This window comes from Enterococcus sp. E4-150, from assembly GCF_035726465.1.
GTDB classification, from domain to species: Bacteria; Bacillota; Bacilli; order Lactobacillales; family Enterococcaceae; genus Enterococcus_B; species Enterococcus_B faecium.
The window spans coordinates 46186-63229 of record NZ_JAPRGK010000006.1 but is presented as its reverse complement, the minus strand read 5'-3'; the positions used below and the strand labels follow the sequence as shown (position 1 = coordinate 63229).

Below are 17044 nucleotides of genomic sequence, written 5' to 3'. Positions count from 1 at the left end.
AGGCAGGTTGACCCATTAAAAGAGTAAGCGGGCAATCATCTGTGAAAAGGAGCATATAAATATGGTGTATCAATTGGCAGAAGGCGTGAATCTTCATGTCTTACCAACAAAACAATACAAAACGATCCGGATTTTTATCCGTTTTACTGCGCGTCTGCAACAAGAAGTCATCACGAAACGTTCACTTCTCAGCAGCATGTTGGAAACAAATAGTTTGAATTATCCGGATCAGACAAAGTTAAGTGCGCAACTTGCAGAGCTTTATGGCGCAAGCTTTGGATTATCAGTTAGAAAAAAAGGAAATTTACATTGGCTAAACGCAGGGATCAGTTTTGTGAATGGTGAATATGTCAATGATCCAAACCTTTTTTCTCAAGCGGTAGATTTTTTAAAAGAGGTTTTATTTTATCCAAATATTAAAAATCATCAGTTTGATCAGTTGACGTTTGACTTGGAAAAGAACAATCTGCGTCTATATTTGGAAAGTTTGAAGGAAGATAAACAAACTTTTGCTTCCTATGCCTTGCAAGAACTTTATTTTGAAAACAGCCCGGAACAAAAGATCCCAGGGTTGGGCGTAGTCGAAGATCTGGACAAGATCACTGCTAGTTCGCTAGCGTCCTACTATCAAGAAATGATGGCAAATGATCAAATCGACATTTTTGTTGTCGGCGATGTTGATCCGGACAAAGCAGCTGAAGCAGTTGGGCAATTACCATTTGAGTCGCGGGAAACAGTTTATCCAGATCTGTTTTATACCCAGCCTCAAGTGAATATCGTGAAGGAACGACAAGTACGTGAGCCAATCGTTCAAGCAAAGCTGAACCTAGCTTATCAGACAAATGTATATTACGATGAACCAGAACGTTTTGCGCTAATGGTCTTTAACGGTTTATTTGGCGGTTTTCCTCACTCTAAACTTTTCATGAATGTCAGAGAGAAAGAAAGTCTAGCTTATTATGCCTCTAGTAGCGTGGATACGTTCCGAGGATTCATGAGTGTCCAAACCGGTATCGATGAAAAGAACCGAAATCAAGTACTTCATCTGATTCACGAGCAATTAGAAAGTTTGCGAAATGGTGAAATAACAGAGTTGGAACTGTCTCAGACAAAAGCAATGCTGAGAAACCAATATCTGCTTTCTCTAGACTCTCCGCAAGCGGCAATCGAAGCTTCTTTTTTGGACAGCTGGCTGCCGGAAACAAAATTATCTGATGAAGAATGGTTGAAACGTATGGAGAGCGTAACGATCAAAGAGATACAACAAGTAGCTGAGCAAATCGAATTGCAGGCAATCTTCTTTTTAGCAGGAGGAAATGCAAATGAATAAAACAGAATATGAGCAAATCAATGAAACACTTTATCATGAAGTACTGCCAAACGGTTTGACCGTGTATTTGTTGCCTAAAAATGACTATCACAAGACATATGGTTTGTTCAGTACGAATTATGGTTCGATCGATAACGAATTTATTCCCTATGGTGAAAAAGAAAAGGTGAAAGTTCCAGATGGAATTGCCCATTTTTTAGAACATAAGTTGTTTGAAAAAGAAGATGGTGATGTCTTTCAATTATTTGGGAAACAAGGAGCTTCCGCCAATGCTTTCACAAGTTTTACGAAAACCAGCTATCTGTTTTCTACGACGGATCAGGTAGAAAAGAATCTGACGACTCTGATCGATTTTGTACAAGCACCTTACTTCACAGAAGAAACTGTAAACAAGGAAAAAGGAATCATCGGTCAGGAAATCCAAATGTATGAAGACGACCCTAACTGGCGGATGTTTTTTGGCATACTAAATAACTTGTATCCTACACACCCATTGCATATCGATATTGCGGGCACGGTTGAAAGTATCGACAAAATCACAGCTCAAGACTTGTATACGTGCTATCGGACGTTTTATCAGCCAAGCAATATGGTTTTATTTGTAGTTGGTAAGATGGAGCCTGAGAAATTGATGAAACTTATTCGGGAAAACCAAGAAGCAAAAAATTTCCCTCCAAAGCAAGAAATTGTACGTTATTTCCCTGAAAACACAAAAGAAATCATCAAACAAAGTGCATTGGAAGCAGCCATTACACGAGATAAATTTGTACTTGGTATTAAAGGATTAGACACATTGCCGCAAGAAGGAACAGAACTGTTACGCTATAAAACAGCAATCAATCTGTTGTTCCAAATGATTTTAGGCAATACTTCTCGAAACTATCTAGCGATGTACAATCAAGGAATTATCGATGACAGCTTTGGTTTTGAATTCAGCTTGGATCGTGAATTTCACTTTGCGGACTTCAGCGGAGATACGGACGAACCAGAGAAAGCAGCAGAAAAAGTCAAAGAAATCATTCTTGGATTCGCTGATGATCCGGAAGTGTCAGAAACAAATCTCGATTTGCTGAAGAAGAAAATGCTTGGACAATATTTCCAATCATTAAATTCGATCGAATATATTGCCAATCAATTTACGCAAAGTTTATTTGGCGATCGAACTTTATTTGATCTTCCTGAAATCATCGATTCGATCCAAATGAAAGACGTACTGGCAGCTGGGGAAGCATTTATAAGTGAAGAGGCCTTCAGCGAGTTTTACATGAGACCAAAATAAACCAGTATTTTATGAGGAAAAGTCTTAAATTTCGTTTTAGACTTGTAGTAGGAACCTCCTCCAAAATCAGCTTTTATGGTATTCTTAGTTGTGTTGGAAAAATTAGTGAGAAAATAAAACAAATCATGCTCTCTTTTAATCAACTTATATTAAAATAAAATCAAACGAAGTAATCAAAGAGGTTGTGACAGAAGTGGTCAGCTTCAAGAAATAAGAAGGAATTTACGAAAATTGCTTCTCAAATTTTTGTGATATTTCGGCTTATTGCCGAAGAAGCTACTTCTGGAACACCGTGTACCAAGAGGTTGTGAAAAAGCTGCCCTGCATCAAGTAATAAGAACAGCCAAGTAAAAACAGATTCTGATGTTTTTAACTTGGTTGGACTTATTACCGCAGATGCAAGCTTTTGAACACCGTTTAAGGAAGAGGTTGTGAAATCAGCGTTTTGACCTGAGTATTAGAGAAACATACGGAAAAATATCTCCTTATATTTTGTCGGTTTTTGAGCTAATACCGAGGAACAGCTGATTGAATACCGTTTAAGAAAGAGGTCGTGAGCCTGCGGTTTAACTCCGAGTCACAAGGAACAAGTTCAAAAAACAGCTTCTTATATTTATTGGATATTGTGACTTGTGACCGAGGAGTTGGCAGGAGAACAATGTTTATTCGGAAAAAAGGAGCTGTGACATGACTTTTGTCACAGCACCCAAACATAACGTCTTTCGTTGCAACAGCAGATGCTTCGGAGAATCAAACAGACTGGAGAAGATGAACGAGTGGCTTTTGAAACCATCGGAGAAAAATTACGGCAAGCACGCCTGAATAAAAAAATATCTTTAGATGAATTACAGCAGATTACAAAAATTCAAAAACGTTATTTGGAAGCAATCGACAATGATGATTTTGACCAATTGCCTGGTAAATTTTACGTGCGGGCATTTATTCGGCAATACGCTGAAGCTGTAGGAGAAGATGGAGACCATTTAGTCGATGTTTTTGATGGGAAAAGCAAATTGACAGGATCGGTCCCTGAACGTCCGCAGCCTGAAACAGTAAGTACTTCTAGAAAAGCAATGCATCAGGAAGAATCGCATCCAAGTCGCTTTTGGACAAGTCTTCCTGTCATTTTATTAGGATTGGTTGCTTTGGCGATTGTCGTTGTCGTGGGCTATATGACTTGGCAAGATCGTCAAGCTGATCCAATAATCGGAGACACAGCTTCTTCGCTTAAAGTAGAAGGATCAGTCGAGGAGTCCTCTTCCTCAGAGCAAAGCACGCAGACCAAAGAGTCTTCTACAGTAGAATCAACAACAAAATCAAGTGAAGAAAAGAAAATGGCAATAGCTACAGGAGAAGATTCTGGCAGTGCCATCGCAGTAAATATCACAGACGCTACCAAGCCTGTAACCCTTGAATTTACTGCTGTCAATCGTGTATGGTTAGGTGTGCTAGTAGACAATGCCTATGTTTATCAAGGGACACTGGCAGCAAATGAAACACAGAGTACCGTGTTACCGGAAACAGCAACAAATGCGACCATCACGATTGGTGCAGCAAGCAATGCAACGATCAAAGCGAATGGAGAATCCGTACCAGTTAATCCAGGGGAAAACAATCAGAGTCCAAAAAATGTGAACCTTACTCTTCAATACGCAGAATGATCGTATAAATTAGTTTACGCATCTGTTTACTTGTAGGTATAAAAAAGAAGGATCGTGACAAATCTGTGTCGCGGTCCTTCTTCGTTAATTCAAAAAGATCAATTTCAATAAAAATACTCCTTTGAATAAATTCATTTGGAAAAGTAAATAATATCGGTGGAAACTTCGCTGATAGTCACGTAGAATAGGGAAGAAAGGAGTCGATAGTGTGAATTTACCAAATAAATTAACTGTACTTAGAATTTGTATGATCCCGATTTTCATTTTGGTTGTAGGTTTACCTTTAGATTGGGGACAACTTAACGTAGGAGACACCACATTGGCTGTCACACAGCTAGTAGGTGCAGTTATTTTTGCTTTAGCTAGTATCACAGACTGGTTAGATGGAAAAATTGCCCGTGCGCGAGGCCTTGTCACTAATTTTGGCAAGTTTGCGGACCCGTTGGCAGATAAAATGCTAGTTATGACTGCTTTTATCATGTTGGTTGACCAAGGAAAGGCCCCTGGTTGGGTAGTAGCGATCATTGTCTGTCGTGAATTAGCCGTCACAGGCTTGCGTTTACTACTTGTCGAACATGGAGAAGTCATGGCTGCAGCTTGGCCGGGAAAAGTCAAGACGGCTACACAAATGGTTGCTATTATCTTGCTGTTTATCAATAATATCCCATTCAGCCTGATCGGTATTCCAGTAGATCAAATCATGCTTTATGCTTGTCTGATCTTTACTATCTATTCAGGTGTGGATTACTTCATCAAAAACAGCGGTGTGTTCAAAGGATCAATGTAAGTATCGTTTAGTGGAGAGGTTGTGAGCCTGCCGTCTAACTCTGAGTCACAAGGGATAATTTCAAAAAACAGCTTTTCATGTTTTATGTATATTGTGACTTATGACCGAGGTTTTGGCAGGAGAACACTGTTTATTTGGAACAAGGAGCTGTGACAAGATTTTTGTCACAGCTCCTTGCCCTCTTTTTAAATAAAAAAATATAAAAATACAGCGTATACTATATAAGGGAGCGGGAAGTAATGAAAGCAGAAATAATAGCTGTCGGAACAGAACTTTTACTAGGACAAGTCGTGAATACGAATGCCACTTTCTTGTCAGAACAGCTAGCTGATCTAGGTATCGAAGTTTATTATCAAACAGTTGTAGGAGATAATCAGCAGCGTTTAGAAGAGTTGATTGCTCTAGCTGAAACAAGAAGTGAACTCATACTCTTATGTGGCGGATTAGGACCGACAGAAGATGACCTGACAAAAGAAGCAACTGCGGCTCACCTCGGTAAGTCTCTCATACAAAATACGGAAGGATACAAAAAATTATTGGCATATTTTGAAACAACCCATCGAAAAATGACCAAAAACAATCTGCAACAGTCCCAGATCATCGAAGGCGGGGTTCCTCTACCAAATCGTACAGGGCTTGCTTTAGGGACTTTTTATCAAACAGATACACATGCGTATATCCTTCTTCCCGGTCCGCCTAATGAGTTGAAACCAATGTTTGTGGAACAAGTACGTCCTTTACTAGAGGAACGTTTTCCTTCTGAAGAAAAACTAATTTCTAAAGTTTTGCGCTTTTATGGGATTGGTGAATCGCGACTGGTCACTGAGCTAAAAGATCTGATTGAGACACAGATCAATCCAACGATCGCACCATATGCCAAACCAAATGAAGTGACCTTACGACTGACAGTGAAAACAAATGATGTTCAGGCAGGGAATCAAGCTCTTTTAGCATTAGAAGAAAAAATCCAAGAACGAGTAGGGGAATATTTTTATGGATACGGCGATGATAATTCGCTAGCAAAAGTCGTAGTGGAACTACTGAAAGAAAACAAGCAGACTGTAACAGCAGCGGAAAGTTTGACAGCCGGTGCCTTCCAAGCCGCATTGGGCGATATTGCTGGTGTATCTGAAGTATTTCCAGGTGGATTCGTTACCTACTCGCTCCAAACAAAAGCTGGTTTTCTGGAGATTGATCCGGAGCTATTAGCAGAATATGGAACAGTCAGCAAAGAATGTGTGGAGCAGATGGCCATTCAAGCACGTGAGATAGCAAGAACAGATTACAGTGTAGCTTTCACCGGAGTGGCTGGACCGGACACGTTAGAAGGTCAATCTGCAGGAACAGTATGGATCGCTATTTCATCTAAAGACGGCGTGGTTTCGGAAAAATATCACTTTGCCAGAGATCGTGCTGCTATCAGATATAATGCGGTTATGCAAGGATTTGATCTTTTGAGAAAACAGCTTTTAAGAAAATGATAAATGCGAATATTTGTTCGGTTTTTTCTTGCTTTTTTTCACTAAAAAAGATATGATAAGGATAATGAAATGTTGCTCTGATTTGTAAATATAAGGAGGATTATCGTATTGGCAGATGATCGTAAAGCAGCCTTAGATGCTGCACTGAAAAAAATTGAAAAGAGCTATGGTAAAGGCTCTATTATGAAATTGGGCGAAAAAATCGACCAGCAAATCTCTACAATTCCAAGTGGCTCTCTTGCGTTAGATGTCGCTTTAGGTGTCGGCGGTTATCCCCGTGGACGTATTATCGAAGTATACGGACCTGAAAGTTCAGGTAAAACAACAGTGGCGCTACATGCTATTGCAGAAGTACAAAAAAATGGCGGAACTGCCGCTTTCATCGATGCTGAGCATGCGTTAGATCCGCAATATGCACAAAAATTAGGTGTGAATATCGATGAACTACTTCTTTCACAGCCTGATACAGGAGAACAAGGTCTGGAGATCGCTGATGCTTTAGTATCAAGTGGAGCTGTAGACATCGTAGTAGTCGATTCAGTTGCCGCTTTAGTTCCACGAGCAGAAATCGACGGCGAAATGGGCGACTCACATGTCGGGTTACAAGCACGTTTGATGTCTCAAGCATTGCGTAAACTCTCTGGTTCGATTAACAAAACAAAAACAATCGCTATTTTCATCAACCAAATCCGTGAAAAAGTAGGCGTGATGTTTGGGAATCCTGAAATCACGCCTGGAGGACGCGCATTGAAATTTTACGCAACGATCCGTTTAGAAGTACGCCGTGCAGAACAATTGAAACAAGGAACAGATATTGTTGGTAACCGTACAAAGATCAAAGTCGTGAAAAACAAAGTAGCTCCTCCTTTCAAAATCGCTGAAGTAGATGTCATGTATGGCTTAGGTATCTCACAAGAAGGAGAACTTCTAGACATGGCAGTAGAAAAAGACATCGTTGATAAAAGTGGTGCTTGGTATTCTTATAAAGAAGATCGGATTGGCCAAGGACGGGAAAACGCTAAAATCTATATGGCTAATCATCCTGAAATGATGGCAGAAGTTTCTGCTCTAGTTAGAGCAGCTTATGGTATTGGCGAAGAAGTCGCTGTCCCAGAAGATGAAAAAGGACAAGAAGAATTGCCTTTAGTAGAAGAATAAAAATCATGATAAACAAAAACGGCTGGTCTGAAGAGCAGGTACTCTCCTTGACCTGCCGTTTTTTTATTGAATAAAGAAATCGTGAGTTATTTAATTATACGAGTGGGTACATAAAATAAAAATATCTGTTCATCTACAAAGAATAATTTAATAGAAAAGTTTCTCAACTTAAAGGTTTACCTATATGAAACTAGTGTCATTTATTTTAAAAACCATCGTTTAATGAATAAGTAGAAAGCCGTTTCTTTGTTTATTTAAAGTTGACACTACGGGGTACAAACATTAGAATAAAGTTGTGCATGTTTTTTGTACACATATATGCGAAGATGCATATTGACAAGTTTAGAATAATTTATCATAGAAGCTGTATAGATGATAAAAATGAAAAAGATAGTATGGAGGTGGATTTTATGGTATTCAACATTCTCCTCGCTATCATCGGTTTAATTGTCGGTCTTGGTTTAGGGTTTATGGTCGCAAAGTCACGTCACGAGAAAGAAATAGCTGGTGCACAATCATCAGCTGCTGGAATCATCGATAGTGCAAAAAAAGAAGCAGAAACTCTAAAAAAAGAAGCATTGTTAGAAGCTAAGGAAGAAAATCAGAAATACCGTTCTGAAGTTGAAAGTGAGCTGAGAGAAAGTAAGTTAGAATTAAAATCTCAAGAGAATCGTTTGATTCAACGCGAACAAACGCTGAATCGTAAAGATGACTCGTTAGAAAAACGCGAGAACTCACTTGAAAGTAAAGAAGAAGCACTTAGTTCAAAACAGCAATTAATTGAAGAGCGAGAAAAAGACGTTGAAAAAATGATTGAAGATCAACAAAAAGAACTAGAAAAAATTGCTGGTTTATCAAAAGAGGACGCACGAGATGTCATCATGAAATCGACTGAAGAAGAGCTGAATCATGAGTTAACTCTAATGGTAAAAGAATCTGAACAGCGTGCCAAAGAAGAAGCAGATCGCAAAGCGAAAAACTTATTATCATTAGCGATTCAACGCTGCGCAGCAGATCAAGTTTCAGAAACCACTGTTTCAGTCGTTACCCTTCCGAATGATGAAATGAAAGGTCGTATCATTGGACGAGAAGGTCGTAATATTCGAACGCTTGAGACGCTGACTGGTATCGATTTAATCATCGATGATACACCGGAAGCAGTTGTTCTTTCCGGATTCGATCCAATCCGAAGAGAAATCGCACGGATGACCTTGGAAAAACTGATACAAGATGGACGAATCCATCCAGCGCGTATCGAAGAAATGGTCGAGAAATCTCGTAAAGAAATGGATGAACGTATTCGCGAATACGGGGAAGAGGCAGCGTTTGAAGTCGGTGCTCATACACTTCATCCAGATCTAATCAAGATCATCGGACGTCTGCGATTCAGAACTAGTTATGGACAAAACGTCTTGAAGCATTCGGTCGAGGTTGCAAAATTAGCTGGTATCTTAGCAGCAGAGCTTGGCGAAGATATCCAATTAGCAAAACGTGCCGGGTTGCTCCATGATATTGGGAAAGCACTTGACCATGAGATTGAAGGATCTCACGTTGAGATCGGTGCGGAATTAGCTGCCAAGTACAAAGAAAACCCAGTAGTAATCAACGCGATCGCTTCTCATCATGGAGATGTGGAAGCTACTTCTGTTATCTCTGTCCTTGTAGCTGCAGCAGATGCGCTCTCAGCAGCAAGACCTGGTGCGCGAAGTGAATCATTAGAAAACTACATCCGTCGTTTAAGAAGTCTGGAAAATATTTCGAACAGCTTCGCCGGTGTAGAATCAAGTTACGCAGTTCAAGCTGGACGCGAAGTTCGGGTAATGGTCAAGCCAGAAGAAATCTCGGATTTAGACGCTGTTCGTTTAGTACGTGATATTCGTAAACGAATCGAAGAAGAACTGGATTATCCTGGACACATCAAAGTAATCGTTATTCGGGAAACTCGTGCAACTGATTATGCTAAATAATAAAAAATACAAAAGAAGAGCCGCGGCAAAAGCCACAGCTCTTCTTTTTTTGTAAGGCACGAAAAAACATTGCTATCATTATTTTTTATTCAACATCTCAAGATCTTTCTCGATTGTCGTATTGATTCCTTTGATGATGGCTGGGATGAATCCTGCTTCTTCTAGCGCAACTACACCGGCAACGGTCGTACCACCAGGAGAAGAAACTTGGTCTACAAGTTCCCATGGATTTTTATCACTTGAAAGGAATTTTTGACAAGAACCCATAATTGCTTTTGCAGCAATTTCAGTTGCTGTCTGTTTGGACAAACCATTTAATACACCAGTCCGTCCCATCGCATCGATCAGCATGTAAACGAATGCGGGTGAGCTGCCAGCAAGGCCAATGAATGTACTGAAATCTGATTCTGCTAAAGGATAGACGCTGCCGATTGCTTCAAAAATCATCGTAGCTTGCTGAAGCTGTTCCTCCGTGGCAGCTTCATTTTTGCAAATCGCAGAAACGCCTGCTCCTACGCTGACATTGACATTCGGCATCACACGTACGATGGAGGCCTGAGGATCTTCAAGCGCTGTTTCTAAATCTGTTAATGATTTTCCTGAAGCAATAGAAATGAATAAGACTTTCTGGCTATATTCTCTTAGTTCTTCCAATACTTTTTCAATGATTTTTGGTTTCACGGCTAAAAGAACGATATCTGATTGTGATGCAACTTCCTGATTACTTTTGCATGCATGGACGCCAGTTTCAGCAGCAAATTTTTGTGCATTTTCAAAATGTCCACTGGAAACGAACACCTCTTCTTTCGAGACTGTTCCTTTTTTTAATAAACCATCAATAATAGCTTGTGCCATATTCCCTGTGCCGATAAATCCTACTTTCATGTTATCCTCTCCTTTAGCATTAGGATATCTTTCTTTTTCTATCATCGCAAGCAAAGAACAGGTCTAAAGTGGAAAAATTAAAATAAATAAGATAACATTGGGGTATGACACAAAAGTATACAAGTTAGGAATGGGAAAATGTGAAAAATAAACGATACTTGATGCTGCAATGGATAAAGGAACATAGTCTGATTTTAAAACTGATTTTTTTCGGCTCCGTGTTAGTCTTTGTGGCAAATCAAGTCGCAAATATTGCTAATGGCATGAGTTGGCAAGATATTTGGCAAAGGATGGGACAACAAAGCCACATGACGATCCTGCTCATGATTCTGGCTGGACTGCTGGGTGTCACTCCGATGTTGTTGTATGATTGGGTGACGATCAGAGTCTTAGAAAAACAAGGAAAACCAAAAATGGAAAGAAAAGAGTTTCTTCTTGCTGCGTGGGTAACAAACACGATCAACAATCTCGCCGGTTTTGGTGGTGTGGTAGGAGCAAGTCTTCGGGCTAGTTTTTATGGAAAGCAGACAAATAGAAAAATGGTTTTAGTCACTGTATCAAAAGTCGCACTATTTATGCTGACTGGTTTGTCTGTATGGTCGTTTCTTACATTTATTGATGTCTTTTTTATTCAGTCAGAAAGTATTTTTCGAAGCTATTGGATCTGGCTTTTCGGCGGTAGTTTTTTAGCACCAGTCATTTTCTTTTTTGCTTATCTAAAGAGAAAGTCATTGTTCTTCGAGTTTTATCCAAAAGGCTTGCTTGGTCTGCTACTGGCATCCTTTGGACAATGGACGGGAGCCCTTGCGGTATTTTTGATCATCGGCAAGTTGATGAGAATAGATATTTCGATGCTTTCGATCTATCCTATGTTCATGATTGCTACATTGATAGGAATGCTGACGATGGTCCCAGGTGGAATGGGGACTTTTGACGTTTTGATGATCTTAGGAATGAGTCAATTGTCTGTTCGGCAAGATGTAGCAGTAGTTTGGCTATTATATTATCGGTTGTTTTATTATGTTCTACCTTTTATGACGGGACTTCTATTGTTCATCACACATACAGGAGTCAAAATCAATCGATTTTTAGATAACATTCCGCGACTGTTTTTCCAAAAGGTTGCGCATATAGTGCTCGTAAGTGCTGTCTATTTTGCGGGAATCATGATGGTACTTCTATCAACAATCACTAATCTGTCTGCAATCAGTCGGCTATTTCAAGTATTATTGCCGTTCTCATTCAATTTTTTAGATCAGACAGTGAATCTATTGGTTGGCTTTTTATTACTCGGCCTTGCTCGAGCACTTTCAGTAAAAGTCAAAAAGGCATTTCTGCCTACGATTGCTTTACTATCTTTTGGTATTTTAAATACAATCACACGTACGTTATCTTGGCAGTTGATATTGGTATATGTCTTGATTCTGTTAGCTGTGTGGTTATCCAGAAAAGAATTTTATCGAACAAAATTCGTTTATTCTTGGGGAGCTATAATCTTTGATGCTAGCTTGTTCGGCTTTTTGTTTATCATTTACGCAATTGCAGGCTATCACAGCGGACGCTTTTTAGTCGGTCGAATAACAGGAAATCATTTTATTTTGTTTCCTTCAGATGATGTGTGGTTCTCAGGGCTTATTGGTTTGGGCATCTCATTGCTAGCTTTAGTGGCGCTTTATCAATATTTAGCTGAAGATACTACGAAGCTTGGCAGTGAGTACGAAAAAGACCGTTTTGACCGTTTATTGGAAACATACGGAGGCACAGCTACAAGCCATCAGCTTCGCTTGTCAGGTTACAGTTATTTTTATTACCAAAAAGACGACCAAGATCAAGTCGTTTTTGGTTATCAGATCAAAGGAAACAAATGCTTTGTTTTAGGAGATCCAGTTGGCAATCCTAAAATGATGCGGGCAGCAACGAATCAGTTTATGAAACAAGCAGATTGTTTAGGCTATCAGCTTGCGTTTTATAAGATATCAGAAAGCTACGTAGTGATGCTTCATGAATTGGGTTTTCACTTCACGAAAGTAGGCGAAGCAGGGATTGTTGATCTAGCAACAGAAGACTTGTCTCGGCTGAGTCAGCAACTTGAATATCAACGTTTGATAAAAGAAGGATACCATTTTACTTGGTACGATCAACTGCCAGAAGAATTACATCAAGCTGTAAATGAAGTTTCACAAAAATGGCTTCAAGGTGCACGAGAAAAATACTTCTCTGTGGGTCGATTTGATAAATCATATGTATTATCTAGCGGTGTCGGTATTGTCCGTAAAGATCAAAAAGTCGTTGGCTTCATCACCGCTCAGCCGATGACGAAGAAGCAGGCGGGATATGATTTGTTGCGGGTCTTACCTAAAGAATCTGAGGAATTAGCTGACTATCTGTTAGCCAATCTGTTTATTGTATACGAGAAAATGGGCTACTCGGAAGCCAATCTAGGCTTAGCTCCATTAGCTAATGTTGGAGAAACAGATTTTTCTTTCTTTCAAGAAAAAGTCATGCATATCGTATATAATTATGGTAATTTTTTCTATTCCTTCCAGTCTGCTTATGAAAAGAAATTAAAATATGTCGATCATTGGGAAGGACGTTACTTTGCTTATAGGAAAGGAAGTAATTTCGGATTTGCTACCATGCAGCTACTCAGTCTGATAGGAAAAGAAAAAGGAAATGTTCCGAGTTTGGCAGAAGAAGTGCTCACAGAATTATAAGAATCACTAGAACTTGTTTGGATTATGAAGAGAAAATTCTGTGAAAGCTGTTGAAACGATGACAAAATCAACCACTAGGCAGACATAAGCTATACTTTTATTTTTCCCTATGATAGAATACTTGCGACTTAGACTTTTCGAATGGGTGAGAGGATGGAATTGATTGAAAAAGCGCCAGCCAAGATAAATTTAGGACTGGATGTATTATATAGACGGCAAGATGGGTATCATGAGTTGGAAATGGTGATGTCGAGCGTAGACTTGGCAGATCATCTATTTTTTGAAGAAATAACAGAAGACAAAATCATTGTAGAAACAAATAAAGCATTTTTACCGGTAGATGAACGGAACAATGTTTATCAAGCTGCTTTATTGCTAAAAAATAAATACAATATCAAAACCGGTGTCAAGATCTTTGTTAAGAAGAATATTCCAGTAGCAGCTGGATTAGGCGGAGGAAGTACAGACTGTGCAGCTGCTCTAAGAGGGATCAACCAATTATGGAATCTGGGCTGTTCGTTAGAAGAACTGGCAGAAATCGGTTTGGAAGTCGGTACAGATGTTCCTTACTGTGTCTACGGAAGTACGGCATTTGTCGGTGGCAAAGGGGAAGAAATCCAAGTATTACCTTCTATGCCACAGTGCTGGGTTGTGTTGGTCAAACCAAGAATGAGTGTCTCTACACGTACAGTGTTTAGAGAAGTAGATACGCAAGCCATCCAACATCAAGACATCCACGGACTTGCTGAAGCCATCCGAGAGCAAGATTATCAGCAGATGATCAAAAAAATGGGAAACAGTTTAGAAGATATAACGGGAAAGCGGCATCCAGTCATCCATCAAATCAAAGAGCGTATGATCAAGTACGGAGCAGATGCCGCATTGATGAGTGGAAGCGGACCAACCGTTTTTGCCTTGTGTCAACATTATTCAAGAGCGCAGAGAGTATATAATGGGTTAAAAGGTTTTTGTGAGGAAGTTTATTTAGTACGAACCCTGCAATAAAATATAAGAAGTAAAATAGGTGATGAAAAACTGAGGAATCCTAAAATGGTATTCTTCAGTTTTTTATTGTAGTGAAATGGCTAGATATGAGCAGCAACTCATCCATTTTACGATTTAATCAAGAATATACATGCTTAAATCAGAAATTGATGGATTTCTATTGACTGTGTTTTTTTATTTTGATACATTAGTTCACGTTAATAAATCGTAAAATTCCGATTTGTTCATTGAAAGGAGCATATAAATGAAAAAATATCTTTTGACAGCTACGGTAATGATAGGTGCTTTACTGTTTGCAGCATGTGGAAATACGAACAAGGAAGCAGACAAAAAAGAGGATTTGACGATCGTTACGACTTTTTATCCGATGTATGATTTTACAAAAGAGATCGTAGGGGATGAAGGAAACGTAAAACTTTTGATCCCTGCTGGAACGGAGCCGCATGATTTCGAACCAAGTGCAAAAGAAAGAGCAGAAATTTCCGATGCAGATGTTTTCGTGTATAATAGTTCAGACATGGAATTTTTTGTGGATTCGTTAAAGGATTCAGTGGATAGCAAACAGACCTTGATGATCGAAGCAGCTAAAGGAATCGACCGTTTAGAATCGCAAGAAGCAGACGAACATGAAGAATCAGAAGAAGGGCATGGTCATTCACATGAATACGATCCACATGTTTGGCTCGATCCGGTATTAGCTATAAAAGAAGTCAGAACGATTGCTGAAGAATTAGGCGAAAAATATCCAGATAAAAAGGAAACTTTTACGAAGAATGCCGATGCTTATATCAAAAAGCTTGAAGCACTGGATCAAAAATACTCCGATGAGCTAAAAGATGCAACAAACCGCACATTTGTCACTCAGCATGCTGCTTTTGCTTATTTAGCGAATCAATACGACTTAAAACAAGTAGCGATTTCGGGCGTTTCACCAGATCAGGAACCCACACCAAGTCGCTTAGCTGAGCTAAAAGAATTTGTGAAGAAAAACAACATCAAAGTGATTTATTTTGAAGAAAATGCCTCTTCGAAGGTAGCTGAGACATTGTCGAATGAAACAGGAGTGAAGCTAGAAGTGTTGAATCCTTTAGAAAGCTTGACTAATGAACAAATCAAAGCAGGCGAAAATTATATTTCTGTCATGGAAAAAAATCTGAAAGCTTTAAAAGAAAGTATCAATTAAGTTTTAGAATGGAGGTTGTAAGGTGCGTTATATCGAAATATCTGATTTGACCTTTTACTATGATGATGAACCTGTACTAGAAGATGTCTCTTATCATGTAGATGCGGGTGAATTTGTCATTTTAACTGGAGAAAATGGAGCAGCCAAGTCAACCTTGGTGAAAGCATCGTTAGGATTACTGAAACCTTCAAAAGGAATGATAAAGATTGCTGAGAAAAATCAAGAAGAAAAAAAATTAAGTATCGGTTATATTCCTCAACAAGTTGCATCTTTCAATGCAGGTTTTCCTAGTACGGTGATCGAATTAGTCCGTTCAGGAAGATATCCAAGAGGCCGCTGGTTCAAGCGTCTCTCTGAAAAAGATCATCAACATGTACAGCGTGCTTTAGAAGCTGTAGGGATGTGGGATATGCGAAATCGGCGAATAGGTGAATTGTCTGGCGGACAAAAGCAGCGAATCAGTTTAGCGCGTATTTTTGCTACTGACCCTGACTTATTTGTTCTTGATGAACCAACAACAGGTATGGATGAAGAATCCAGAAATGAATTTTATCGTCTTCTCCGACATAGTGCGCATGTCCATGGGAAATCAGTTCTAATGATCACCCATGATCATGAAGATATCAAACAGTATGCGGACAGACAGATCCGACTGGTGAGAAAGGAGGATTCTCAATGGCGTTGCTTTCATATGAATTCATGAGAAGAGCGTTTCTTGCCGCTATCTTCATTGCCGGAATCGCCCCGATGCTAGGTGTGTTTTTAGTGATCAGAAGACAATCGCTGATGGCTGATACGCTTTCTCATGTCTCTTTAGCAGGGGTAGCGTTAGGATTCTTTTTGAACCTTAATCCTACACTTACGACCATGCTAGTCGTTGTATTAGCAGCTGTGATATTGGAGTATCTGCGAACGATCTACCGAACCTATTCAGAAATCTCCATTGCCATTTTAATGGCTGGTGGTTTGGCGCTAGCGTTAGTATTGATGAATTTGAGCGGAGGGAATTCAGCAACAAGTATCCAATCCTATCTGTTTGGTTCGATCGTGACCATTACATGGGAGCAAGTCATCTTTTTAGGAATCTTATTCGTTGCCATCGGTATATTGTTCTTTTTATTCAAACGGCCGATGTATGTTCTGACTTTTGATGAAGATACCGCCCACGTGGATGGGCTACCCGTTCATTTGATGTCGATGATGTTCAATGTGATTACTGGTGTGGCTATTGCTGTGATGATCCCGATTGCCGGTGCACTTTTGATATCCGCAATCATGGTTCTTCCCGCAGCAATCGGTATGCGATTAGGCAAAAGCTTCAATGTCGTGATTGCTATCAGTGTTTGTGTAGGATTTCTAGGGATGCTGTCAGGACTAACTAGCTCGTTTTATCTAGATACACCTCCAGGAGCAACAATCACATTAGTCTTTATTGCTTTGTTCCTGATTGTAAATATCATCAAACGAATATTGGTTGCCTTCAGAAGAAAAAATAACTAAATTATAAAGAAAAGAAGCCTTATAAAAACGAAAAATTTTTTATAGGCTTCTTTTTATTTTAATAAATACCGAACTATTTTCTTATTTTTTCATA

General features: G+C 39.4%; 13 protein-coding genes. 12 read left to right on the top strand and 1 reads right to left on the bottom strand.

All coding sequences use genetic code 11. From position 1 onward, the window contains the following. Positions 1-61 precede the first annotated feature (61 nt). The 7 genes from yfmF to rny all read left to right on the top strand — a co-directional run bounded on the left by yfmF (position 62) and on the right by rny (position 9663). Entirely contained in the window at positions 62-1330 is a 1269-nt protein-coding gene (gene yfmF / locus OZ002_RS06790; protein WP_002287428.1) for an EF-P 5-aminopentanol modification-associated protein YfmF, read from the top strand. Then, positions 1323-2609 (top strand): EF-P 5-aminopentanol modification-associated protein YfmH, encoded by a 1287-nt coding sequence (yfmH, locus tag OZ002_RS06785; protein ID WP_002287425.1) that lies wholly within the window; start codon positions 1323-1325, stop codon positions 2607-2609. Before yfmF ends, yfmH begins: the two co-directional genes overlap by 8 nt. A 737-nt stretch (positions 2610-3346) precedes the next feature. Further along, positions 3347-4270 carry a RodZ domain-containing protein gene (locus tag OZ002_RS06780; protein WP_002287423.1) on the top strand — a complete coding sequence of 308 codons (924 nt, stop codon included), beginning with the start codon at positions 3347-3349 and terminating at the stop codon, positions 4268-4270. 208 nt (positions 4271-4478) lie between these two features. Beyond that, positions 4479-5057 carry a CDP-diacylglycerol--glycerol-3-phosphate 3-phosphatidyltransferase gene (pgsA, locus tag OZ002_RS06775; protein ID WP_002298210.1) on the top strand — a complete coding sequence of 193 codons (579 nt, stop codon included), beginning with the start codon at positions 4479-4481 and terminating at the stop codon, positions 5055-5057. Between the two features lie 239 nt (positions 5058-5296). After that, the gene (locus OZ002_RS06770) at positions 5297-6538 is read left to right on the top strand and encodes a competence/damage-inducible protein A (RefSeq protein WP_002296026.1); all 1242 of its coding nucleotides are present in this window, start codon (positions 5297-5299) and stop codon (positions 6536-6538) included. A gap of 108 nt (positions 6539-6646) precedes the next feature. Beyond that, on the top strand, positions 6647-7696 hold the full coding sequence (gene recA / locus OZ002_RS06765) for a recombinase RecA (protein ID WP_002287328.1): 1050 nt from the start codon (positions 6647-6649) through the stop codon (positions 7694-7696). Positions 7697-8106: 410 nt separating this feature from the next. After that, the gene (rny, locus tag OZ002_RS06760) at positions 8107-9663 is read left to right on the top strand and encodes a ribonuclease Y (protein WP_002287336.1); all 1557 of its coding nucleotides are present in this window, start codon (positions 8107-8109) and stop codon (positions 9661-9663) included. 78 nt (positions 9664-9741) lie between these two features. On the opposite strand, the gene proC is transcribed toward rny, so the two are convergent. After that, complete coding sequence (gene proC / locus OZ002_RS06755; RefSeq protein WP_002296027.1) at positions 9742-10548, bottom strand: pyrroline-5-carboxylate reductase; 807 nt, start codon at positions 10546-10548, stop codon at positions 9742-9744. 140 nt (positions 10549-10688) lie between these two features. Between proC and mprF the strand changes: the two genes are divergently transcribed. The 5 genes from mprF to OZ002_RS06730 all read left to right on the top strand — a co-directional run bounded on the left by mprF (position 10689) and on the right by OZ002_RS06730 (position 16950). Then, positions 10689-13262 (top strand): bifunctional lysylphosphatidylglycerol flippase/synthetase MprF, encoded by a 2574-nt coding sequence (gene mprF, locus OZ002_RS06750; protein ID WP_252704082.1) that lies wholly within the window; start codon positions 10689-10691, stop codon positions 13260-13262. 153 nt (positions 13263-13415) lie between these two features. Next, positions 13416-14267, top strand: coding sequence for a 4-(cytidine 5'-diphospho)-2-C-methyl-D-erythritol kinase (ispE, locus tag OZ002_RS06745; protein ID WP_002296028.1), 852 nt, complete (start codon positions 13416-13418; stop codon positions 14265-14267). A gap of 244 nt (positions 14268-14511) precedes the next feature. After that, a complete protein-coding gene (locus OZ002_RS06740) occupies positions 14512-15450 on the top strand; it encodes a metal ABC transporter substrate-binding protein (protein ID WP_002287342.1) in 939 nt (312 codons plus the stop codon). A 22-nt stretch (positions 15451-15472) separates the two neighbouring features. Beyond that, the gene (locus OZ002_RS06735; protein WP_252704081.1) at positions 15473-16153 is read left to right on the top strand and encodes a metal ABC transporter ATP-binding protein; all 681 of its coding nucleotides are present in this window, start codon (positions 15473-15475) and stop codon (positions 16151-16153) included. Beyond that, positions 16126-16950 carry a metal ABC transporter permease gene (locus OZ002_RS06730; RefSeq protein ID WP_002287344.1) on the top strand — a complete coding sequence of 275 codons (825 nt, stop codon included), beginning with the start codon at positions 16126-16128 and terminating at the stop codon, positions 16948-16950. The genes OZ002_RS06735 and OZ002_RS06730 overlap by 28 nt, the downstream gene beginning before the upstream one ends. Positions 16951-17044 lie beyond the last annotated feature (94 nt).